Source organism: Pantoea sp. SGAir0430, assembly GCF_043549295.1.
On the sequence record NZ_CP039427.1, the window covers coordinates 3,138,726 to 3,160,450 of the forward strand.

Here is a 21,725-nt window from a genome sequence, read left to right on the forward strand (position 1 = left end):
TTAAATTATCCGGTCAAACTTTGATCTAATCCACAAAAGTTTACTGTGGCTAATTAATTCATCTTCGTTAATGCATTAATGGATAATAATACATTGAGGGTGGTGGTTTATAATATTCGTCTTTGAGTTTTGTCTTAAAATAATAACTATTACCGGCGTGTTTAGCGGTATATTTTCCTTATTTTGGGCTTAATGGTGCTGGATAGTAATTGCCATCATGCAGTTTAATTTATCTGATCAGATGCAGAATCAGGCGATAACGCGGCGGCTGGAATAGGTGTGGCGGGCGGATGAAGAAAGGGTGCGCATAACCTGCGCACCCGGAGAAGAGGATTAAGCAGAAACCCTGGTGTTACACCCCATCGGTGATCGGTTTTCTGACCAGCAGCAGGTAAGCCAGCGCGCCGACCACCGTGACGCCCGCACATATCATCAGCGCGAGGCTGAACGATTTGGTGGTATCCAGCACCCAGCCGGTAATTACTGGCGCAAAAGAGGCGAAAACGAAGCTGGCAAAGTTCTGGATACTGCCCACTGACGCCGTCATGCGCGCCGTGACGTTAGCGTGGATCAGGCCCCAGCATGAGGTACCGGCAAAGTGAATGCAGAATAGCGCCATCCCAATCAGCGTTACCGCGCTGGTGGTGTCGGTGGCGCGCGTCACAAAGGTGGTAAAGGCCGCGGAGAGCAGCATGCCGCTGACAATCGACACCTTGCGCACTTTCACCGCGTCAAAACCGCGACACACCAGTGAATCCACCACGTAACCGTTGAGCAGCATGCCCGCCGCGCCGAACAGGAAAGGAATGGCGGCCAGCAGGCCGGTGCTTTTCAGATCCAGATGATAGGTCGACTGCAGATAGCCCGGCAGCCAGGCGATGTACAGCCACGCGGTATAGTTGATGCCGCTGAAGCCAATCATCATGCCCCACATGGTGCGCTGCTTAAACAGCCCACGCCACTCGGCGAAACTCAGCGGCTCTTTGCGTGACGCCACGCTGCCCGCCTGCAGATAGTGAATCTCTTCACCGCTCAGCTTGTTGTTATCCCGGTCGCGATAGGTGAGATACCAGCCAATGGCGAGAAACATGCCCAGCACGCCGATGGTGACAAACATGCCGCGCCAGCCCATCACCAGCATCATCGCCGCCAGAATCGGCGGTGCCACCGACAGACCAATCATCGACGCCGCGTTAAACATCCCCATCGGCATACCGCGATCTTTGATGTTGAACCAGTCGTTAATCACCTTCACGCCGCACGGGTTCATCGGCGCTTCGCCAATGCCCAGCCCGATGCGCACCAGCACAAATTGTGTGAAGTTATGCACCAGCCCGGCCGCCGCCTGGAACAGTGACCAGAAGAACATGCCGATGGCCAGCATAATGCGCGGGCCTTTGCGATCGAGCAGCGCGCCGCACGGCAGCTGGGCTAAACCGTAGGCCAGCGAAAACGCCGACAGCAACACGCCAATCTCGGTGGCCGATAAGCCCAGTTCCTCGCGGATGGTCATGTTGGCTACCGACAGCGAGCTGCGGTCAAGGTAGTTGATGATGGCGGCGAACAGCAGCAGCAGCATGGCGGTGATTTGAATCTTACGGATGCGCGGAGAGCGCACCACATCGGCGCGCGCCGGCACATAATCCTGTCCGGCGTGCTCGGGTGCTGGCGCGGTGGTGCCGCCGCGCGTTGATGTATTTTCCATTGCAACCTCCCAGGTTCGGGTACTTATCGTTATCAGTCTTGGGGTTCCTGCGGCAGCGAAACGGGCTGCCCTAAGGGGCTGCCTTCGAGACTAGAAGTAAACCGCGGGAGATGTTGCAAACATGTTTCTGATTCGTGCGGGCGCTTATGCTTTGTGGTTTTTAATCGGTTTTTAATTGTACTGCCGGATAGAGCGGATCATTGAGTGTTTGGCGGTTCTGAGATGCGCATGCAGCGCGCACAGCGCGTCCACATCCTGGCGGCTGATGAGCGCGGTGAGAATCGCCATATGCTCCTCCAGCGCGACGATGTTGCGTTGTTTCAGGTCGCTTTCATCCCACTGATAATGCGAGTGAAAAATCACAGAGATAATTTCCAGTGACTGGTTGAAAAACGGATTGTTGGCGGCGGAGAGAATCAGCGTATGCATCTCTTTATCCAGCGCGGCAAACTGGCGGTAGTTGCTGGCGATGGTGTCGCGCAGCGCGCGATGACGATCCAGCAGATCGCGCGCCTGCACCCAGCGTTCATCACCGGCGGCGAGGTTAAGAAAGCGGGTCAGCGCGTGCGTTTCCAGCATTTCGCGCAGTTCAAACAGCTTTTCGGCGTACTCCTGATCGAATTTCTTCATTCGCCAGTGGCCGCGCTTAACCGGTTCCAGCAGGTTATAGCGCATAAAGCGCAGCAGGAACTCGCGCACCACCACCGGGCTGACCCGCACCTGCTGCGCCAGCTGCAGTTCGGTAAAACTGTCGCCTGGCATCAGCAAGCGCTGATTAATCAGGTTAAAAAACGCCTGCTCAAACTGCACCGCCTGTTGGTCGATCGGTGGGCTGAGTACGCTAAATCCATCCTCCTCGCAGGGATCGCGCACGATCACGTAGGTCTCAGCCACTTTTTCCAGCACGCCGCGCTGATGCAGATGCTGCAGCGTGTGCCGCACCGTGGTGCGGCTGATATTAAACATCTCGGCCAGCGCCGCCTGCGGGGGCAGCGGCGAGCGCACATGGCGGCGGGCAATGGCTTCCAGCATTTGATTGATGACGTTCTGGCGCAGATTCTGACTTCGGCTCATACGGCCCTCCGGTTTTTTATGCATTAAAAACCACACAAAGCCCAAAAAAATCGCGCTGACTCACACTTCGTACAGCGCAACCTCCCGCCGCGGTCGATTTTCGCCATAACTGCGTGAACAGCCAGGAGGAAACGATGACGAATATGAAAACGCTGGTGGTCGCCGAGCCGCGCAGCATGGTGTGGCAGCAGCGCAGCGTACCGACGCCTGCCGCGCACGAAGTTCTGATTAAACCGATTGCCGCCGGCATTTGCGGCACCGATATTCACGCCTGGGCTGGCAATCAGCCGTTTTTCTCCTATCCGCGCGTGCTCGGTCATGAGCTGTGCGGTGAAGTGGTGGCGCTGGGCGCGGCGGCGCAGGGTTTTCAGCCAGGGCAGCGCGTGGCGCTGATTCCTTACGTGGCCTGTCAGGGTTGCGACGCCTGCTTAAGCGGCAAAACCAACTGCTGTGAACAGATTTCAGTGATTGGCGTGCATCAGGACGGCGGTTTTTGCGAGTTTCTCAGCGTGCCGGACACTAATTTGCTGGCGGTTGATGATGTGGCGCCCGAAGCAGCGGCGCTGATTGAGCCCTTTGCCATCAGCGCCCATGCGGTACGACGCGCGGCGCTGGTCGCCGATGAGCAGGTGCTGGTGGTCGGGGCCGGACCGATTGGCCTGGGCGTCGCGGCGATTGCCGCCGCAGCCGGTGCGCAGGTGGTGGTGGCCGATACCAGCGCGCAGCGGCGCGCGCACGTTGCGCAGCAGCTGCAGCTGGCGACGATCGATCCGCTGGCGGCGGATTTTACGGCCGCGCTACGCGCAGAGTTTGGCGGACGGCTGGCCGGCAAAGTGATTGACGCCACCGGCAGCCCGGCGGCGATGAACAGCGCCGTGCAGCTGATTCGTCACGGCGGCACCATCGTGTTTGTTGGCCTGCACAAAGGCGATCTGGTGATCCCTGACACCGAGTTTCACAAAAAGGAGACCACGCTGCTGGGCAGCCGCAACGCCACGCGGGAAGACTTCGACAAGGTGCGCGCCCTGATGGCCAGCGGTCAGCTGCGGGCCGATATGATGCTCAACCGCCATTACGACTTCTCGACGCTGGCCGAGACTTTTGAGCCCGGGGTGATCAACAACCCTGAGCTGATCAAAGGCGTCATCCATTTCGCCCGCTAGAGAGTGTCAGGCGCGCAGTGTGGCAAAAAAATGTTGCCGTACCGCCTCGGCGTCGACGCCCAGACACAACCGCTGGGCGCGCAGGCCGGCGAATGGATCGTCGCGCGAGGCGAGGGTGCTCACGCGCTGCAGCGTCTGGCCGCGGCTGATGCCTTCGGTCACCACGCGCACCGGCGCTGTCGTCACGCTGAACGCCTGCGGCAGCGCCAGCCACGACAGCGTCAGGGTATCGTGCAGCGCCATGCCATCAAATCCTTCTTTTTGCAGGCTGTAAGCCAGATAAGGCCGGCAGATGGCACTCAACACCGGCTGATTCAGCTGGCGCACTTCCTCTCCGCTGATCAGCACCTTGTGCGTCACATCCAGCGGCAGCATCACCACCGGTAGCGCCGAGGCCAGCACCTGATCGGCGGCATGCGGATCTTTCCAGATATTGAACTCAGCGAACGGCGTCACGTTACCGGCGTGGCCGTCGGTGCCAAACGCGCCGCCCATGATCACCAGCTCTTTCACCAGCGGAATGATGTCTGGCGCCTGGTTGATGGCGCAGGCGATATTGGTCAGCGGCCCGATTGCCACCAGGGTAATCGCGTGCGGCTGCGCGCGTACGCTATCAATGATGAACTGCACCGCGCTGTCGGCGGCATCGCTATACGGGTTATCGAAGGCATCGCCGAGACCGTCTGCGCCGTGCAGGGTAGCCGGTGCGGAAGGGGCCAGCGCCAGCGGACGCGCACAGCCACGATACACCGGCGCGCTGATGTTCATCTTTGCACAGAACAGCCGGGCATTTTTTACCGCCTGGCCAACCGCGACATTGCCAAACACCGTGGTGATGCCCAGCAGCTGCTGCGTGCGCGCCGCATACGCCAGCGCAAAGGCGTCATCCACGCCGATATCAGTATCAAAAATCAGGGTACGCATCGGAATCTCCTCGCTGATGATGTCTGCCACGGTAAAACATAATTGTTCCCGACGATACGCTGACGGCAGGTGAATATTGTCACCTCCGCCGCGCCAGCGTATTATCGTGCCTCTGAGGTGATGGCGTGCCACCTTACCCAACCGCCCTCTGGTTACAGACGGCTGATGACGCCTGACAACTTGCTTATCCCTGCGCGGGAGACGGCGGTGTGTCAGGTGTAGTTTCTGTCCTGCCGCGGCCCTGCGCGTATCTCAATTCAGGAGCTCCAGACTATGCTGAAGTCGCTGTTCGCGGTCATGATCGGTGGTGCCATCGGTTGCACGCTGCGCTGGCTTATCTCTTTGCGTTTCAATACGTTATTCCCCAACCTGCCGCCAGGTACGCTGATCGTTAATCTGGTCGGTGGCTTTATTATTGGCGCGGCGATGGCGTGGTTTGTGCGCAATCCGCACATCGATCCCGTATGGAAACTGCTGATCGTCACCGGCCTGTGCGGCGGGCTGACGACGTTTTCGACCTTCTCGGCCGAGATCGTGGTGTTGCTACAATCAGGAAAATACCTGTGGGCAATGTCGAGCGTGATGGTGCATGTCATCGGTTCATTGCTGATGACCTTTGCCGGTTTCGCCGTGGTGAACCTGCTGGGCTAAACGACACGCTTGAAATCACCCTTAAGAGGGGGATACTGATCAGGATGCTGTGCGGGTGGCGCACAGCCTCTGTCACCGCTTTATCCGGACGATTAAGGAGCTGTTGATGTCTGCAAACCCGAAATTCCTTAACCTGGTGCTGTTAAACGGTGAATCGGCGCATAAGCTGCAGGCGGCGCGTGCCGCCGGGTTCGATCAGGTTGAAATATGGCGGGAAGAGGTTACTGAGCACACGGCGGCGCTGGCCGCGCAGCTAAACCTGGGCTTTACCAATCTGCAGGTGCTGCGTGACTTTACCGGCGCGCCGGACAGCGAACGGCTGCAAAAGCGCGCCGAACTGCGTGATTTCATTCGCGTCGCGCAATCGCTGGGCTGCGATACCATTCAGGCGCCGGCGACCACGCGCGAAGACTGCGTTGCGGAGCGCATTGATGAAGATCTGCGCTGGCTGGCCTCGGAAGCCGCGCGCTATAACATGCGCATCATGTATGAACCGATGGCGTGGTGCAGCGTCGACAATACGCTGCCGCTGGCGTGGCAGCGTTTGCAGCGGCTGGATCAGCCCAATATCGGGCTGGTGGTCGATCTGTTCCACATCTGCGCACGCGGTGGCGATGCCTCTCAGCTCGACGGCATTCCGGCCGACCGCATTTATGAAGTGCAGCTGTGCGATATGGCGCAGATGCCACCGCAGGAAAAGCAGGCGCTGAGCGACTATGCGCGCCATCAGCGCTTACTGCCCGGCGACGGCATCATTGAAGTGGAACGCTTTGTCGATAAGCTGAAAAGCGCAGGCTATCGCGGTCCGGTGGGCATCGAAGTGTTTAACGATCGCCTCAAAGCACAGCCGCCGGAAGCGGTCGCGCGTCAGGCGTGGCAGGCGCTGCAGCGCTACTGGCCTTAATCCTGCAGGCACTGGGCGATGTAGGCCGCTGCCTGCATCGCGCCGTGGCTGGAAATGGTGTGACCGGTGGTGGGTTCATACTGTGCGGTGACCGCGACGCCCGCGCTCTGCAGGCGCTGCGCGGCGGAGACGGTTTCGCTGAACGGGATGACCTCATCGGCTTTGCCGTGAATCAGCAGCGCGGAGGCATGCGGCGGCGGCGTGAGCGCCTCGTCAAAGGCCAGGCGACCGGAGAAGGCCACCACACCAGCCAGCGGATAGCGTCCGGAGGCCAGCGCATCCAGCGCCATGATCGAGCCCTGCGAGAATCCCACCAGAATCACCTTTTGCCATGCGCCGGCCATCGCGTGCTGCGCCATCAGCTGCTGCAGCGTGGCGTCAAAGGCGTCGCGCGCAGCCCGTACGCGTGCCGGACGGTTTTCCGGCGTGATGCCGGTCAGGCTGAACCACTGATAGCCCATAGCGTGCTCGAAGGGAAAGGGCGCATCGGGCGCGGCAAATGCCACGTCGGGCAGCAGCGCTGACCAGTGTTGCCCCAGCACCGCCAAATCCGCGCCATTACTGCCGACGCCATGTAAAAACACCACTAACGCTTTTGCCATTGCCCTGCTCCTTAAAAACCGTAGTCCGCCAAATCCGGTCCCGCCGGCACGATGCCGTTGGGATTCAGCGCTTTAATCGAATAATAGCCCTGTTTGATGTGATCGATGTTCACCGTTTGCCGCACGCCGGAGACCGCCAGCACACTCTTCAGATAACGATCGAGCAGCGGGTAATCGCGCAGGCGGCGCAGGTTGCATTTGAACAGGCCGTGATAGGCGACGTCAAAGCGTATCAGTGTCACGAACAGGCGGATATCGGCTTCGGTCAGTCGTTCACCCAGCAGAAAAGTGCGGCCATCTTTCAGCCGTTGCTCCAGCTCATCCAACTGCTCGAATACCTCATTAAACGCCTGCTGATAGCTCACCTGGGTAGTAGCGAAACCGGTGCGATAAACGCCGTTATTAAGTCGCGGATAGATCGTTGCGTTCAGCGCGTCGATCTCCGGGCGCAGATCCTCAGGGTAGAGATCGAGCCGGTTGTCAGCCAGATCGCCAAAGCCGCTGTTGAACATGCGCAGAATATCCGCCGACTCATTGTTAACAATGGTCTGGTTTTTTTTATCCCACAGCACCGGCACGGTGGCGCGCCCGGTGAAGTCGGCGTCGGCGCGGGTATACAGCTGGTGGAGATACTCAGCGTTGTTCAGCGGGTCGCGATCGGCACCGGGATAATCGCCGAAGCGCCAGCCCTGCGCGCCAAGCTGCGGCTCAACCACCGACACGCTGACAATCTGCTCCAGCCCTTTCAGGCTGCGCGCAATGAGCGTGCGCGAGGCCCATGGGCAGATCAGCGCGACATACAGATGATAGCGATCCGGCTCGGCGGCAAATTCGCTGCTGCCATCGGCGCTAATCCAGTGACGAAAGCTGGAAGTCTGGCGTACAAAGCCACCCTGTTTATCGGTGGCCTGAACCGGATGCCACTCTGCGCTCCACTTACCGTTTACCAACATCGCTCTGCTCCTCTGAAGTGATGTCAGCAGCTTACCGTGCTGCCGTTATGCTGATAATCCGGGCAAAACGGCTTTTATTGTTTCCAGAATGGAAGGAATCAGCCGGGCGGATGCAGGCGGAAGTGCTCGGCCAGAAAGTCGATCAGCAGGCGGGTTTTCTGCGCCAGATGGCGCGCGGGCGGATACAGAGCAAACAGGCCCATGGCTGGCGGCGCAAAGTCCTCCAGCAGCGTGACGATTTCGCCCCGCTGCAGCGCCGGTGCAGCGATAAAACCGGGCAGACGCGCAATGCCGAGGCCGGCCAGCGCCGCCTGCAGGCAGGCTTCGGTGTTGGAGAAGCACAGGCGGCCGCGAATCGGCATGCTGACGCTGTCGCCACACGGCGTAACGAACGGCCAGTGCCAGGGATCGCGAAAGTTGGTGTCGCTGATGCACTGATGCGTCGCCAGATCGCGCCAGTGCTGCGGCGTGCCGTGCTGCAGCAGATAGCCGGGCGCGGCGGCGAGGCGAATCGGCACCTCGCCCAGACGGCGCGCAATCAGGCTGCTGTCGTCCAGCTTGCCGATGCGGATCGCCATATCGAAGCCTTCATCGACGATATTCACGGCGCGGTCGGAGAAGTTGACGTCCAGCTCAATCAGCGGATAGTGACGCGCGAACGCCACCAGCACGCTGGCCAGCACCGCGGTGCCGAAGGTGCCGGGTGCGCTAATCTTCAGGCGGCCGGTGGGCGAGCGGGCATTCTCCTGCACCGTGGCATCCAGCGCGTCGAACGCCTCCAGCAGGGTTTTCACCCGCTCGTAATAGGCGCGGCCGATCTCGGTGGGCGACAGCGCCCGTGTGCTGCGCTTGAACAGCTGCACGCCAAGCTGCTGCTCCAGACGCGACACCAGCTTTGACGCCTGGCCGCTGCTGGTGCCGAGCCGGGCGGCGGCACCCGCAAAACTGCCGACTTCGAGTACGGCGACAAACATGCGATCACAATCAAGACGATCCATGGTATTTCCTGCAAGGGAAAAGGGTGAGTATACACAGGCGAAGTGAAAAATCGTGGCACGGGCCGCGACAGCAATGTGCGCAGCATGGCGCAACGACCCGCTTTACATTCAGTGCGCCGCACCTTTCGCACAGCGGCAAAACCTGCTGAACTAGGCGTTCGCCTTAAGCTGGCCGGGAGCCACCAATGCCTTTGCTTCACCTGTCATCGCTGGCGGAGATCACCGCTGCCGAATGGGATGCGCTGTTACCTGACAATCAACCTTTTTTGCGTCACGCCTTCCTGCTCGCGCTGGAAGAGAGTGGCAGCGTGCGCGCGGAAAACGGCTGGCAGCCGGATCATCTGCTGTGGCGCGAAGACGGCAGGCTGCGGGCGGCGCTGCCGGGCTACCGTAAACGCAATTCGTGGGGCGAATATGTGTTCGATCACGCATGGGCCGATGCCTGCCAGCGTGCCGGCATCGCCTATTACCCCAAATGGCTCGGCGCCATTCCGTTCAGCCCGGTGACCGGTGCGCGGCTGCTGGGCGACGAGACGGCCATCATCCCGATGCTGGAGGCGCTGCCCGATGCGTTGCAGCGGCACGGCTTAAGCGGGGCACATATCAACTTCACCACGCCGCACGCCAACGCGCTGCTGGCAACCCAGCCGGACTGGCTGGCGCGCCTCGGCGTGCAGTATCACTGGCACAATCGCGGCTACCGCGATTTTCACGACTTTCTCGACACGCTGATGTCGCGCAAACGCAAGCAGCTGCGCAAAGAGCGCGAACAGGTGGCCAGCAGCGGCTTTGCGTTTAACTGGTATCGTGGCGATGAGCTGCGTGAAGATCAGTGGGATTTTGTGTATACCTGCTACGCCAACACCTACGCGGTGCGCGGCCAGCGTCCCTATCTGACGCGCTCCTTCTTCAGCCTGCTGGCGGAGCGGATGCCGCAGGCGATTCGCGTGGTGATCGCCACGCTACAGCAGCAGCCCGCCGCCATGGCCTTCTGTCTGGTGGATGACGACACGCTGTATGGCCGCTACTGGGGCTGTCTGGCGGAGTTTGACCGGCTGCACTTCGAGACCTGTTTCTACCAGGGCATGGATTTCGCCATCGCCGAAGGGCTGCAGCGCTTTGATGCCGGTGCGCAGGGCGAGCACAAGCTGGTGCGCGGCTTTGAACCGCAACTCACCCACTCCTGGCACTATCTGTGCCATCCGGGGCTGCGTGATGCGGTCGGGGATTTTCTGCAGCAGGAGCGGGCAGGGGTACACGCCTGGGCACAGGAAGCGCGCGACGCCCTGCCTTACCGGCGCGGCGATTAATCGACGCCGACAAATCCGCCGGTCTGATGCTGCCACAGGCGCGCGTACAGCCCGCCGTGCGCCAGCAGTTCGCGATGGTTACCCATCTCAACAATACCGCCATTTTCCAGCACCACCAGCCGGTCCATTTTCGCGATGGTCGACAGGCGATGGGCGATGGCGATCACCGTTTTGCCCTGCATCAGCGTCTCCAGGCTCTCCTGAATCGCCGCTTCTACTTCCGAGTCGAGCGCCGACGTGGCTTCATCCATGATCAGAACCGGCGCATCTTTCAGCAGCACGCGGGCGATGGCAATGCGCTGGCGCTGGCCGCCAGAGAGTTTGACGCCGCGCTCGCCGACGTGCGCATCCAGCCCGGTACGGCCCTGCGGATCGGAGAGCAGCGGGATAAATTCGTCGGCGCGGGCGCGCACAATCGCCGCCTGCAGTTCGGCTTCGCTGGCATCCGGGCGACCGTACAGCAGGTTTTCGCGAATCGAGCGGTGCAGCAGCGACGTATCCTGGGTGATCATGCCAATCTGACTGCGCAGGCTCGCCTGTGTGACCTGCGCGATGTCCTGATCGTCAATCAGAATGCGCCCGCCGTTGATGTCATACAGCCGCAGCAGCAGGTTCACAAGGGTCGATTTACCGGCGCCGGACGGGCCAATCAGACCGATTTTCTCGCCAGGCTTGATATTGAGATTCAGGCGGTTAATCACCTGGCGGCCGCCGCCATAGTCAAAACGCACATCCTCAAAGCGGATCTGGCCGCGCGTCACCTGCAGCTTTTTCGCCTGCGGCGCATCCTGCACGCTGAGCGGTTGCGCAATGGTATTCAGGCCATCCTGCACCATGCCGATGTTTTCGAAGATGCCGTTCACCACCCACATGATCCAGCCGGACATGTTCACCAGGCGAATCACCAGGCCGGTGGCCAGCGCGATGGCGCCTACGCTGATCAGCGACTGGCTCCACAGCCACAGCGCGAGGCCGGAGGTGCTGACAATCAGCAGGCCATTGAGCGTCGACAGCGTGATATCCATGCTGGTCACCATGCGGCTGGCGTGCTGGGTTTTGTCGGTCTGCTCCTGAATGGCGTCGCGCGCATAGCGTTTTTCCAGATCGTTATGGGCAAACAGTTTCAGGGTGGCGATATTGGTGTAACCGTCAACGATGGTGCCCATCAGCTTCGAGCGCGCCTCGGATGACACCACCGAGCGCTGCTTAACGCGCGGCACAAAGAAGCGTAGCGACAGGCTGTACGCCACAATCCAGACGATTAGCGGAATCATCAGGCGCCAGTCGGCTTCCGCGAACAGCACCAGTGAGGTCACGGCGTAAATCACCACGTGCCAGATCGCATCCACCAGCTGAACCGCCGAGTCACGCAGCGAGTTACCGGTTTGCATGATGCGCTGGGCGATACGGCCGGCAAAATCGTTCTGGAAGAAATTGAGGCTCTGCCGCAGCACATAGTTGTGATGCTGCCAGCGGATCATGCTGGTCATGCTGGGGTTAATGCTTTGATGCACCAGCATATCGTGCAGTGCGATCACCACCGGCCGCAGCACCAGCGCCACCGCCGCCATCCACAGCAGAATCGGCCAGTTATCGCTGAACAGCGTTGCGGGCGTGGTGTGATTGACCAGATCGATAATACGGCTGAGATAGCTAAACAGCGCCACTTCGATCAGCGCCTGCGCCAGTCCGACAATCAGCAGCGCGACAAAACTTGGCCACACCTGACGCAGATAATAGAGGTAAAACGGCCACACGCTGGCGGGTGGGGAATCGGTGGGGGCATCCTGAAAAATATTGATAAAACGTTCAAAACGACGATACAACATAAGGCCACTCTTTCCGATCGGTGAGAGTTAACAGCTTAGTGCAACTGAACAGGGATTATCGACATGGATTTGCAGATTCGCGGACGCGAACCGGGCGATGCCGCCGCCTATCAACGTTTATACAGTCATCCCGAGGTGTATCGCTGGACCACGCAGCTGCCGTTTCCCAGCGTCGCCACCTGGCAGAAAAAATTCGAGCGTATGGACAGCGAAGGCTATATCGGTTTTGTGGCGGAAATCGACGGGCAGATGGTGGGCGAACTGACGCTGTTTACCGAACAGCGCCCGCGTACGCGTCACAGCATCAGTTTTGGTATTGGCGTCGATCCGGCGTTTAGCGGTCGTGGCATCGGCGAGCGGCTGATCCGCACCGGTATCGACTATGCCTTTAACTGGCTGGGCGTGATTCGCGTTGAGCTGGAAGTGTTTCACGACAACCAGCGCGCGCTGCGTCTGTATCAGCGCCTGGGCTTTGAGCAGGAAGGCGTGAAGCGCAAAGCCTGCCTGCGCGAGGGCGAGTACCACGACATCATCGTCATGGCGATACTGCGCGAGTGATGGTTGCGTCGGCCTGCACCAGGGCGCCCTGTAACCAGGTCGCCATAAATGGCGCCCCTACAGTGTTCACAGAATATCTGTAGGGTGCGCATTCATGCGCACCAGGCAATCCAGGTCGCCATAAATGACGCCCCTACAGTGTTCGCAGAATATCTGTAGGGTGCGCATTCATGCGCACCAGGAGCCAGGTCGCTATAAATGGCGCCCCTGCAATTTCACAGACTACCTGTAGGGTGCGCATTCATGCGCACCAGGCAACCCAGGTCGCTATAAATGGCGCCCCTACAATTTCACAGACTATCTGTAGGGTGCGCATTGATGCGCACCAGGCAACTCAGCTCGCCACAATCGCGCCCCCGCAGTGTCCGTCTGCTACTGGCTGCGCTCGACGTACTTTTGCATATTCTCTTTGGTCACCAGCTCGAACGGGATCCACACGTGTGAAGCCACTTTCTCGCCTTTAATCAGCTTCTGCGCCACGTCTACCGAGGTTTTGCCCTGACCGATGGCGTCCTGAAACACCGTCACCTGCATCTTATCCTGCGCCAGAGCCTTCAGGCCGTCCGGCGTGGCGTCGATGCCGCCCACCAGAATCTTTTTATTGCTCTTTGCCAGCGCCATTGCCGCGCCAATCGCCATCTCATCGTTATTGGCCGCGACGATATCGATCGCTTCACCGTTGCCAATCCAGTTGAGCATCAGGTCCATGCCTTCGTTGCGCGCATAATTTGCTGGCTGCTTCTGTACCACTTTCATGCCCGGGTATTTCGCCACCACCTGCTCGACATCTTTGGTGCGCTGCAGCGCGCCGGCATCGGTCAGGTTGCCGATCATGATCGCCACGTTACCTTTATAATTCGCCAGTTTAGCCAGCGCCTCCATTTGCAGCGTGCCGGATTCGCGTTCGTCCGAACCAACAAACACCACGCCGGGCGGCAGGGTTTTATCGCCTGGCGTGCGGTTGACGTACACCAGCGGAATTTTCGCCTGCTGCGCCAGTCTGGTCAGCTGTGGTGTGCTGGCAGAATCCACCGGATCGACGATGATGGCATCCACGCCGGCGCTGATAAAACTTTGCACCTGGTCGGTCTGGCGGCCGACGTCGCCGCGCGCATCTTCAAACTGGGCATCCAGTCCGCGCGCTTTGGCTTCTTTATCGATGGCATGACGAATAATGGTAAGGAAGTTCTGGTCAAAATAGGCCATCGACACGCCGATCTTCTCCGCCAGCGCGGAAGCAGAACTGGTCAGCAGGCCAAGTAACAGTATCGCCTTGAGGGTTTTCATCGCAGACTCCAGAGTAAGCTGTTTATTAGAATAAATTTTTCATTGGTGTTAAAAATGGCTCAATGAAATCATTTTCAGCCTACGAGCCGGCAGCAGAGCTGGCAATCTGCTGCGTGGTAATTTGCTGTGTAGCGCACAATTTGCCCGACGCGCATGGATGCTTTGCCTGCTCATAGTGATCGCGCAAACTCTTTTCTCAGCGCTGGCGCACATTCCGCGGCGAAAGCCAGCACGGATTGAAGATTTTGTGCGCTACCGCACCCGGCTTTGTGTCAGCGACCAAAACCCGCGCCGTTTCGCCGCGCGGATTCCTTCATTCGCACAATGACCAGAGCAACACTGGCTTCCTATAGTTGCTGAACAGGGAAATCTGCGCGGTATTCCTGACCATCATCGCTTCGGGGCAGGATGCTCCTCCATCAAGGAATTCAGCCTATGTTGCAACGCAAAAACCGCAGCCAGAACAGCCATGTGCGTATCTGGATCCTTTGCCTGATTCTGTTCCTGTCAGTGGTCGCTTATGCCGATCGCTCGATCCTGTCGATCTCCGGCTCAGCGATCAAACAGGAGTTTGGCCTGTCGGCGATCCAGCTCGGCCTGATCCTTTCGGCTTTCAGCTGGGCGTATGTCATCGGCCAGATCCCCGGCGGATTGATTCTCGATCGCTTCGGCACCAAAAAGGTTTACGGCGTGACGCTGGCGCTGTGGTCGGTTTCGACCCTGCTGATGGGATTTGTCGGTGAGTTTTCCAGTGGCATGACCATGGCGCTGACGCTGATGTTTGCGCTGCGCTTCGCGCTGGGCCTGATTGAGGCACCGAGCTTTCCCGCTAACGCCCGCGCAGTCATCATGTGGTTCCCGGGCGCAGAGCGCGGACGCGCATCGTCGCTGTTTGCCTCAGCACAATACTTTGCCGTGGCGATATTCTCACCGCTCTCCGGCTGGCTGGTGTCGCGTTATGGCTGGGAATGGCCATTCTTTGTGCTCGGCGGCATCGGCGTGCTGGCGGTGTTTGTCTGGGCGGGCTATATGCGCAGCCCGCGTCAGCATCCGCACGTTTCCGCCAGCGAGTTACATTACATTGAACAGGGCGGCGCGCTGGTGGATATCGACGCCGCGCAAACGCTGCGGGCGCGGCCACCGGTCAGCAAAGCGATGTTCAAAACATTGCTCACCAACCGCATGCTGTGGTGCGCCTACCTCGGCCAGTATTGCACCATCGCGCTTAGCTACTTCTTCATTACCTGGTTCCCGATCTATCTGGTGCAGGCGCGCGGCATGAACATTCTGGATGCCGGTTTCGCCACCATTGCACCGGCGCTGTTTGGCTTTCTGGGCGGCATCAGCGGTGGCTATATCTCAGATAAGCTGCTGGCGCGCGGCTGGAGCCTGTCGTGGGCGCGCAAAACGCCGTACATCGTTGGCATGCTGATGGCCGCCTCGCTGATTCTGGCTGCGGTGATCCCTTCCAACGCCGGCATTATCGCCATCATGTCGTTTGCCTTCTTCGGCAAAGGCGTGGCGGCGGGCGCGGGCACCTGGACCGTGGTCAGCGATACGGCGCCCAAAGAAGCTGTTGGCCTCGCCGGCGCGATCTTCAACGGCATCGGCAACATGGCGGGCTTTATCACGCCGCTGTTGTTTGGCGTGATCGTTGGCCTGACCGGCAGCTACAGCATTGGCCTGGTGTTCGTCGGCGCGCACTGTGTCGTCGCGGCACTGCTGTTCCTGCTGGTGATGGGCCCGATTGAACGCGTAGGCGATCGGTCTGAGGTTGCCGATCTGGAATCCCGATCGGAAATAAACTATGATGTTAAAAAGTGCACTTGAGCACTGTGCATGAGTGCACTATTTTACCTGCTGGTTCGTAAGACAGGCAGGGAAGCAGGATGGGTTCAATCAGGGCGTTTCGTCAGGCCTGGCTGGCACAATTTTATACCCATGGGACACCGCATGCGCAGATTCCGCGTGCGATTGAATCAGCGCTGGCGCGTAAGCTGGATATCATTCATGCCGCCACTTCGCATCAGGATTTGCGTTCGCCGCCGGGTAACCGTTTTGAAGCGTTAAAGCCGCCGCTGCTGGGTTATTATTCGATTCGGGTTAACGCGCAGTATCGGCTAATTTTCCAGTGGGCAAAAGGCGAAGCCTGGGATCTGTATCTGGATCCGCACCGCTACAAAAAATAGCGCTAACGATCCCTTCTGGCCCGCTACCCGTACCAAAGAGAGCACCTTATGAAACAAGCAATGCGCAAACCCACCAGCGTGGGGGACGTCCTGCAGTATGAATTTCTCGAACCGCTCAACCTCAAAGTGAATGATCTGGCGGAGATGCTGAATGTGCATCGCAACACCGTCAGCGCGCTGGTGAATAACAACCGTAAACTCAGCACTGAGATGGCCTACCGGCTGGCACGGGTTTTCGCCACCTCGATTGAATTCTGGCTTAACCTGCAGCGTCATCTCGATCAGTGGGAAGTGGAAAATGACGCCAGAACGCAGGAGGAGTTAAGCCGTGTCATGACGCTGAGTGCCTTTTTAGCCCAGCGCGGCACGCAGGTTGCCTGAACCTGTCCCGACCAGTCACGCCGCCCTGAAGATTTTTTGCTCAGCTGCCGATATCACTCCTTACCATCCACTGATATTAAGGAGCGATATCGTGATAAAGCTGATTACCGTTGACGAGCTGCGGCCAGGCATGTTTATCCACAAGCTTGAGGTCTGGTGGATCAAGGACAAACGCATTCGCAACCAGATGCTGATCACCGATAAGCGTCAGATCGCCCTGATCCGTAACGAGGGGATCCAGCAGGTATGGATCGATCCCGAGCGGTCGGTGCGCGCGCCTGCCACGCCGCAGCCGAAAAAAGACATTCCGCAGACGCCGTTTTTCCGCGAGATGGATCAGGCGCAGTGCATCTTCAATCAGGGCAAGCCGCAGGTGCTGGCGATGTTCAACGAGGCGCGCATGGGGCAGGGCCTCGATCTTGCCTTTACCCTTGAGCTGGTCGATGAAATTGCCGGATCGATTACCCGCGAGCCGACCGCACTGCTCAGCGTGGCGCGGCTGAAAAATCATGACGATTACACTTACCTGCACTCTATGGCGGTGTGCGGTCTGATGATTTCGCTGGGCAAGAAAATGGGGCTGGATGAGCAGCAGTTGCGTCGCGTGGGCATGGGCGGATTGCTGCATGACGTCGGTAAAGCCGCGGTGCCGCTGACCATCCTCAACAAGCCGGATAAGCTCACCGACGAAGAGTTTACGATTATGCGCCAGCATCCAATCGTCGGTGCGCAAATGCTGATGGAAGCCCATGCGGATGAAGATTTGCTGGATATTGCGCTGCATCACCATGAAAAATTCGATGGCAGCGGCTATCCGCATCGGCTGCAGGGCGAAGAGATCTCGCTCTACGCACGCATGGCGGCGGTGTGTGACGTCTACGACGCGGTGACCTCCGATCGCCCGTATCGCAAAGGCTGGACGCCGGCGGAGGCGATGCACAATATGCTGAGCTGGCGCGGCCACTTTGACAGTGCGCTGCTGCACGCGTTTGTGCGCACCATCGGTATTTATCCGGTGGGCTCGCTGGTACGGCTGGCCTCCGGGCGCGTGGCGCTGGTGGTGCAGGCCGGAGAAAAATCGCTGCTGAAGCCCAAAGTGCATGTGTTCTGGTCGCTGCATTCGCAGCGCGAGGTCAAACCGGAAGCGCTGGACCTCGGCGACAGCTTCTGCACCGATACCATCACCGGCGCTGAGGACAGCGGCTTGTGGCACAACGTTGACCTGAATCGCATCTGGGCGCTGGAAAGCGCCTGATCTGCCCGCGTTTTTATACTTTCTTTACGCCCGCTCTGCGCCTTTTTACCCCTTCTTTATGCCGCGCCGCGCATGCTTGCTGCACTACCAAATCCTCTGGAGGTTGCTGTGAGTGTGGGCGTGATAGCCGGCATCGTGCTGGTATTTTTATTACTGGGCTACCTGATTTATGCCCTGCTTAATGCGGAGGCATTCTGATGGCGGCGAATGCGTTTTTACTGATTGCGTGCTATCTGCTGGTGCTGATGGCGCTGGCGCAGCCGCTGGGCCGCTTGCTGGCGCTGATGGTGGCGGATAAACCCCTGCTGGCGCGCAGCGAACGCGTGCTGTGGCGTCTGGCCGGCGTTGACGGCGCGGCGATGCGCTGGCCGCACTATCTGCTGGCCATCCTGCTGTTTAACGCGCTCGGCTTTGTGCTGCTGCTGGCGATGCTGATGGGGCAGGGCGCGCTGCCGCTCAATCCTCAGCATCTGCCTGGCCTGAGCTGGGATCTGGCGCTCAATACGGCGATCAGTTTTGTCACCAACACCAACTGGCAGGCGTACGCGGGCGAGAGCACGCTGAGTTACTTCAGCCAGATGGCGGGCTTAACGGTGCAAAACTTCCTTTCGGCGGCAACCGGTATTGCGGTGGCGTTTGCGCTGATGCGCGGTTTTGCCAACCGTTCGCTGGAAACGCTCGGCAACGCGTGGCGCGACCTGACGCGCATCACCGTCTACGTGCTGCTGCCGATTAGCCTGCTGATGGCGCTGTTTTTTGTCAGCCAGGGCAGCATTCAGAACTTTGAACCCTATCATGCCTTCACCACGCTGGAAGGCGCGCAGCAAACGCTGCCGCTCGGGCCGGTGGCTTCGCAGGAAGCGATCAAAATGCTCGGCACCAACGGCGGCGGTTTCTTCAACGCCAACTCGGCGCATCCGTTTGAAAACCCGACGGCACTGACCAACTTTGTGCAGATGCTGAGCATCTTCCTGATCCCGACCGCGCTGTGTTTTGCCTTTGGTCAGCAGCTGGGCGATCGCCGTCAGGGCCATATGTTGCTGTGGGCCATGAGCATCATGTTTGTGCTGGCGGTGGTCGCGGTGATGTGGGCTGAGCTGCGCGGCAATCCGCACTTTCTGACCCTGGGTGCCGATAGCGCGATCAACATGGAAGGCAAGGAGACACGCTTCGGCATTCTCAACTCCAGCCTGTTTGCGGTGATCACCACTGCGGCGTCGTGCGGCGCGGTAAACGCCATGCATGACTCCTTCACTGCGCTGGGCGGCATGGTGCCGATGTGGCTGATGCAGCTGGGCGAAGTGGTGTTTGGCGGCGTCGGTGCCGGCTTGTACGGCATGCTGCTGTTCGTGCTGCTCGGGGTGTTTATCGCCGGTCTGATGATTGGCCGTACGCCGGAGTACATGGGCAAAAAGATCGACGTGTGGGAGATGAAAATGACCGCGCTGGCGATTCTGGTGACGCCGACGCTGGTGCTGCTGGGTACTGCGCTGGCGATGATGACCGAAGCCGGACGCGCCGGTATGGCCAACCCCGGCATTCACGGCTTCAGTGAGGTGCTGTATGCGGTATCGTCGGCGGCCAACAACAACGGCAGCGCCTTCGCCGGTCTCAGCGCCAACACCCCGTTCTGGAACCTGCTGCTGGGCTTCTGCATGCTGGTCGGCCGCTTCGGCATCATCGTTCCGGTGCTGGCCATTGCCGGTTCGCTGGCGGCGAAGAAAATTCAGCCGGTGGGCAACGGCACGCTGCCGACTCACGGCCCGCTGTTTATCGCACTGCTGGTGGGCACCGTGCTGCTGGTGGGTGCGCTGACCTTCGTTCCCGCGCTGGCGCTTGGCCCGGTGGCGGAACATCTGCAACTTATTCAGGGATAACGGAATCATGAGTCGTCAACAACTGGCGCTGTTTGATGCGGCGCTGACGCGCACCGCGATGCTGGATGCGGTGAAAAAACTCGATCCGCGCGTACAGTTTCGCAACCCGGTGATGTTTCTGGTGTGGATCGGCAGCGTGCTCACCTCGCTGCTGGCCATCGGTATGGCGGCGGGGCAGCTGAACGGCAGCGCCGGCTTTACCGCGGCGGTCGCCATCTGGCTGTGGTTTACCGTGCTGTTCGCTAACTTCGCCGAAGCGCTGGCGGAAGGGCGCAGCAAGGCGCAGGCCAACAGCCTGAAAGGGGTGAACAAGCACAGCGATGCGAAGAAACTGGCGGAACCGTTTCACGGTGCGCAGTGGCGGCCGGTGGCGGCCGATACGCTGCGCAAAGGCGATGTGGTGCTGGTGGAAGCCGGTGACATCATTCCGTGCGACGGTGAAGTGCTGGAGGGCGGCGCATCGGTGGATGAGAGCGCCATTACCGGCGAATCGGCACCGGTGATTCGTGAATCCGGCGGGGATTTTGCCTCGGTAACCGGCGGGACGCGCATCCTGTCGGACTGGCTGGTGATTCAGTGCAGCGTCAATCCGGGCGAAACCTTTCTCGACCGCATGATCGCCATGGTGGAAGGCGCCAAACGCCGCAAAACGCCCAACGAAATCGCCCTGACCATCCTGCTGGTGTCGCTGACCATTGTGTTCCTGCTGGCGACCGCTACGCTGTGGCCGTTTTCCGCCTGGGGCGGCACGCCGGTTAGCGTGACGGTGCTGGTGGCGCTGCTGGTGTGCCTGATTCCCACCACCATCGGCGGACTGCTGTCGGCGATTGGCGTGGCGGGCATGAGCCGCATGCTGGGAGCCAACGTGATTGCCACCAGCGGGCGCGCCGTGGAGGCCGCCGGTGACGTGGATGTGCTGATGCTGGACAAAACCGGCACCATCACGCTCGGCAACCGCCAGGCGACGCAGTTCCTGCCCGCGCCGGGCGTCAGCGAGCAGCAGCTGGCCGATGCGGCGCAGCTGGCATCGCTGGCCGATGAGACGCCGGAAGGGCGCAGCATTGTGGTGCTGGCGAAGCAGAAATTTAACCTGCGCGAACGCGATCTCAGCAGCATGGGCGCCAGCTTTATCCCGTTCTCCGCGCAGACGCGCATGAGCGGCGTCAACGTACAGGATCGCCTGATCCGTAAAGGCGCGGTCGACGCGGTACGCCGTCATATCGAAGCCAGTCACGGCAGCTTCCCGGCTGAGGTTAACGCCCGGGTGGAAGAGGTGGCGCGCGCCGGCGGTACGCCGCTGGTGGTGGCTGAAGGCGCGCAGGTGCTGGGCGTGGTGGCGTTAAAGGACATCGTTAAAGGCGGCATCAAGGAGCGTTTCGCCGAGCTGCGCAAGATGGGCATCAAAACGGTGATGATCACCGGTGATAACCCGTTAACCGCCGCGGCGATTGCGGCGGAAGCCGGTGTCGATGACTTCCTGTCGGAAGCGACGCCGGAAGCCAAGCTGGCGCTGATTCGCCAGTATCAGGCGGAAGGGCGCCTGGTGGCGATGACCGGCGATGGCACCAACGATGCGCCCGCGCTGGCGCAGGCTGACGTGGCGGTGGCGATGAACTCCGGTACCCAGGCGGCGAAAGAGGCTGGCAACATGGTCGATCTTGACTCCAACCCGACCAAACTGCTGGAAGTGGTGCACATCGGCAAACAGATGCTGATGACGCGCGGTTCGCTTACCACCTTCAGTATCGCCAACGATGTGGCGAAATACTTCGCCATCATCCCGGCGGCGTTTGCCGTGACCTATCCGCAGCTCAATATGCTGAACGTGATGGCGCTGCATTCACCGGCCTCGGCGATTCTGTCGGCGGTGATCTTCAACGCACTGGTGATTGTGTTTTTGATTCCGCTAGCGCTGAAAGGCGTGAGCTATCGGCCTATGAGCGCGGCAGCGCTGTTGCGGCGCAATCTGTGGATTTATGGCGTAGGCGGTTTAGTGGTGCCGTTTATTGGCATTAAAGCGATCGACCTGCTGCTGACGCTGTCGGGCCTGGTGTAAGGAGAAGAG

At 59.8% G+C, this 21,725-nt stretch carries 20 protein-coding genes and 1 riboswitch; of the genes, 12 read left to right on the top strand and 8 right to left on the bottom strand.

Annotated features, from left to right (window positions below; translation table 11 throughout):
• Positions 1-352: 352 nt before the first annotated feature.
• Positions 353-1,705 carry an MFS transporter gene (locus E7738_RS14840; RefSeq protein ID WP_394515751.1) on the bottom strand — a complete coding sequence of 451 codons (1,353 nt, stop codon included), beginning with the start codon at positions 1,703-1,705 and terminating at the stop codon, positions 353-355.
• A 171-nt stretch (positions 1,706-1,876) separates the two neighbouring features.
• Positions 1,877-2,779 (bottom strand): GntR family transcriptional regulator, encoded by a 903-nt coding sequence (locus tag E7738_RS14845; RefSeq protein WP_021507893.1) that lies wholly within the window; start codon positions 2,777-2,779, stop codon positions 1,877-1,879.
• A 134-nt stretch (positions 2,780-2,913) separates the two neighbouring features.
• Here E7738_RS14845 and E7738_RS14850 point away from each other — a divergent pair, with 134 nt between their 5' ends.
• The gene (locus tag E7738_RS14850) at positions 2,914-3,942 is read left to right on the top strand and encodes a zinc-binding alcohol dehydrogenase family protein (protein ID WP_394515752.1); all 1,029 of its coding nucleotides are present in this window, start codon (positions 2,914-2,916) and stop codon (positions 3,940-3,942) included.
• 6 nt (positions 3,943-3,948) lie between these two features.
• Here E7738_RS14850 and E7738_RS14855 read toward each other — a convergent pair whose 3' ends face one another.
• Positions 3,949-4,866, bottom strand: a complete 918-nt coding sequence (locus E7738_RS14855; RefSeq protein ID WP_058780234.1) for a nucleoside hydrolase — start codon at positions 4,864-4,866, stop codon at positions 3,949-3,951.
• 107 nt (positions 4,867-4,973) lie between these two features.
• Positions 4,974-5,048, top strand: a riboswitch (Fluoride riboswitch).
• A 91-nt stretch (positions 5,049-5,139) separates the two neighbouring features.
• Between E7738_RS14855 and crcB the strand changes: the two genes are divergently transcribed.
• Together crcB and E7738_RS14865 are read left to right on the top strand one after the other, a co-directional pair.
• Positions 5,140-5,517 (top strand): fluoride efflux transporter CrcB, encoded by a 378-nt coding sequence (crcB, locus tag E7738_RS14860; protein WP_021507890.1) that lies wholly within the window; start codon positions 5,140-5,142, stop codon positions 5,515-5,517.
• A gap of 106 nt (positions 5,518-5,623) precedes the next feature.
• Positions 5,624-6,421, top strand: coding sequence for a sugar phosphate isomerase/epimerase family protein (locus E7738_RS14865; protein ID WP_394515753.1), 798 nt, complete (start codon positions 5,624-5,626; stop codon positions 6,419-6,421).
• On the opposite strand, the gene E7738_RS14870 is transcribed toward E7738_RS14865, so the two are convergent.
• The 3 genes from E7738_RS14870 to E7738_RS14880 all read right to left on the bottom strand — a co-directional run bounded on the left by E7738_RS14870 (position 6,418) and on the right by E7738_RS14880 (position 8,974).
• On the bottom strand, positions 6,418-7,023 hold the full coding sequence (locus tag E7738_RS14870) for an alpha/beta hydrolase (RefSeq protein ID WP_058759363.1): 606 nt from the start codon (positions 7,021-7,023) through the stop codon (positions 6,418-6,420). The genes E7738_RS14865 and E7738_RS14870 overlap by 4 nt on opposite strands.
• Before the next feature lie 11 nt (positions 7,024-7,034).
• On the bottom strand, positions 7,035-7,976 hold the full coding sequence (locus tag E7738_RS14875) for a glutathione S-transferase family protein (protein ID WP_394515754.1): 942 nt from the start codon (positions 7,974-7,976) through the stop codon (positions 7,035-7,037).
• 98 nt (positions 7,977-8,074) lie between these two features.
• Positions 8,075-8,974, bottom strand: a complete 900-nt coding sequence (locus tag E7738_RS14880) for a LysR family transcriptional regulator (protein ID WP_058759361.1) — start codon at positions 8,972-8,974, stop codon at positions 8,075-8,077.
• Positions 8,975-9,159: 185 nt separating this feature from the next.
• Here E7738_RS14880 and E7738_RS14885 point away from each other — a divergent pair, with 185 nt between their 5' ends.
• Positions 9,160-10,284, top strand: coding sequence for a GNAT family N-acetyltransferase (locus E7738_RS14885; RefSeq protein WP_264250228.1), 1,125 nt, complete (start codon positions 9,160-9,162; stop codon positions 10,282-10,284).
• Here the strand turns inward: E7738_RS14885 and E7738_RS14890 are convergent.
• On the bottom strand, positions 10,281-12,113 hold the full coding sequence (locus E7738_RS14890; protein WP_141496773.1) for an ABC transporter ATP-binding protein: 1,833 nt from the start codon (positions 12,111-12,113) through the stop codon (positions 10,281-10,283). The two genes, E7738_RS14885 and E7738_RS14890, sit on opposite strands and share 4 nt — an antisense overlap.
• A gap of 63 nt (positions 12,114-12,176) precedes the next feature.
• Here E7738_RS14890 and E7738_RS14895 point away from each other — a divergent pair, with 63 nt between their 5' ends.
• A complete protein-coding gene (locus tag E7738_RS14895; RefSeq protein WP_021507883.1) occupies positions 12,177-12,671 on the top strand; it encodes a GNAT family N-acetyltransferase in 495 nt (164 codons plus the stop codon).
• Between the two features lie 372 nt (positions 12,672-13,043).
• Here E7738_RS14895 and E7738_RS14900 read toward each other — a convergent pair whose 3' ends face one another.
• Positions 13,044-13,958, bottom strand: a complete 915-nt coding sequence (locus tag E7738_RS14900; protein ID WP_021507882.1) for a sugar ABC transporter substrate-binding protein — start codon at positions 13,956-13,958, stop codon at positions 13,044-13,046.
• Between the two features lie 435 nt (positions 13,959-14,393).
• Between E7738_RS14900 and E7738_RS14905 the strand changes: the two genes are divergently transcribed.
• From E7738_RS14905 to kdpB, 7 genes are all read left to right on the top strand, one after another.
• Positions 14,394-15,788 carry an MFS transporter gene (locus E7738_RS14905; RefSeq protein ID WP_058775155.1) on the top strand — a complete coding sequence of 465 codons (1,395 nt, stop codon included), beginning with the start codon at positions 14,394-14,396 and terminating at the stop codon, positions 15,786-15,788.
• A gap of 59 nt (positions 15,789-15,847) precedes the next feature.
• Positions 15,848-16,147, top strand: a complete 300-nt coding sequence (locus E7738_RS14910) for a type II toxin-antitoxin system RelE/ParE family toxin (protein WP_059013049.1) — start codon at positions 15,848-15,850, stop codon at positions 16,145-16,147.
• A gap of 48 nt (positions 16,148-16,195) precedes the next feature.
• Positions 16,196-16,528 carry a HigA family addiction module antitoxin gene (locus E7738_RS14915; protein WP_058775157.1) on the top strand — a complete coding sequence of 111 codons (333 nt, stop codon included), beginning with the start codon at positions 16,196-16,198 and terminating at the stop codon, positions 16,526-16,528.
• Positions 16,529-16,619: 91 nt separating this feature from the next.
• On the top strand, positions 16,620-17,783 hold the full coding sequence (locus E7738_RS14920; RefSeq protein WP_021507880.1) for an HD-GYP domain-containing protein: 1,164 nt from the start codon (positions 16,620-16,622) through the stop codon (positions 17,781-17,783).
• Between the two features lie 108 nt (positions 17,784-17,891).
• Positions 17,892-17,981, top strand: a complete 90-nt coding sequence (gene kdpF / locus E7738_RS14925; RefSeq protein WP_021507879.1) for a K(+)-transporting ATPase subunit F — start codon at positions 17,892-17,894, stop codon at positions 17,979-17,981.
• Entirely contained in the window at positions 17,981-19,660 is a 1,680-nt protein-coding gene (gene kdpA / locus E7738_RS14930; RefSeq protein WP_394515755.1) for a potassium-transporting ATPase subunit KdpA, read from the top strand. Before kdpF ends, kdpA begins: the two co-directional genes overlap by 1 nt.
• A 7-nt stretch (positions 19,661-19,667) precedes the next feature.
• Positions 19,668-21,716 (top strand): potassium-transporting ATPase subunit KdpB, encoded by a 2,049-nt coding sequence (gene kdpB / locus E7738_RS14935; protein ID WP_021507877.1) that lies wholly within the window; start codon positions 19,668-19,670, stop codon positions 21,714-21,716.
• Positions 21,717-21,725: the final 9 nt, after the last annotated feature.

Bases quoted from the DNA above. Each gene is read 5' to 3' on its own strand.
- E7738_RS14840 (WP_394515751.1), bottom strand. From the start codon at position 1,705: ATGGAAAATACATCAACGCGCGGCGGCACCACCGCGCCAGCACCCGAG.
- E7738_RS14845 (WP_021507893.1), bottom strand. From the start codon at position 2,779: ATGAGCCGAAGTCAGAATCTGCGCCAGAACGTCATCAATCAAATGCTG.
- E7738_RS14850 (WP_394515752.1), top strand. From the start codon at position 2,914: ATGACGAATATGAAAACGCTGGTGGTCGCCGAGCCGCGCAGCATGGTG.
- E7738_RS14855 (WP_058780234.1), bottom strand. From the start codon at position 4,866: ATGCGTACCCTGATTTTTGATACTGATATCGGCGTGGATGACGCCTTT.
- crcB (WP_021507890.1), top strand. From the start codon at position 5,140: ATGCTGAAGTCGCTGTTCGCGGTCATGATCGGTGGTGCCATCGGTTGC.
- E7738_RS14865 (WP_394515753.1), top strand. From the start codon at position 5,624: ATGTCTGCAAACCCGAAATTCCTTAACCTGGTGCTGTTAAACGGTGAA.
- E7738_RS14870 (WP_058759363.1), bottom strand. From the start codon at position 7,023: ATGGCAAAAGCGTTAGTGGTGTTTTTACATGGCGTCGGCAGTAATGGC.
- E7738_RS14875 (WP_394515754.1), bottom strand. From the start codon at position 7,976: ATGTTGGTAAACGGTAAGTGGAGCGCAGAGTGGCATCCGGTTCAGGCC.
- E7738_RS14880 (WP_058759361.1), bottom strand. From the start codon at position 8,974: ATGGATCGTCTTGATTGTGATCGCATGTTTGTCGCCGTACTCGAAGTC.
- E7738_RS14885 (WP_264250228.1), top strand. From the start codon at position 9,160: ATGCCTTTGCTTCACCTGTCATCGCTGGCGGAGATCACCGCTGCCGAA.
- E7738_RS14890 (WP_141496773.1), bottom strand. From the start codon at position 12,113: ATGTTGTATCGTCGTTTTGAACGTTTTATCAATATTTTTCAGGATGCC.
- E7738_RS14895 (WP_021507883.1), top strand. From the start codon at position 12,177: ATGGATTTGCAGATTCGCGGACGCGAACCGGGCGATGCCGCCGCCTAT.
- E7738_RS14900 (WP_021507882.1), bottom strand. From the start codon at position 13,958: ATGAAAACCCTCAAGGCGATACTGTTACTTGGCCTGCTGACCAGTTCT.
- E7738_RS14905 (WP_058775155.1), top strand. From the start codon at position 14,394: ATGTTGCAACGCAAAAACCGCAGCCAGAACAGCCATGTGCGTATCTGG.
- E7738_RS14910 (WP_059013049.1), top strand. From the start codon at position 15,848: ATGGGTTCAATCAGGGCGTTTCGTCAGGCCTGGCTGGCACAATTTTAT.
- E7738_RS14915 (WP_058775157.1), top strand. From the start codon at position 16,196: ATGAAACAAGCAATGCGCAAACCCACCAGCGTGGGGGACGTCCTGCAG.
- kdpA (WP_394515755.1), top strand. From the start codon at position 17,981: ATGGCGGCGAATGCGTTTTTACTGATTGCGTGCTATCTGCTGGTGCTG.
- kdpB (WP_021507877.1), top strand. From the start codon at position 19,668: ATGAGTCGTCAACAACTGGCGCTGTTTGATGCGGCGCTGACGCGCACC.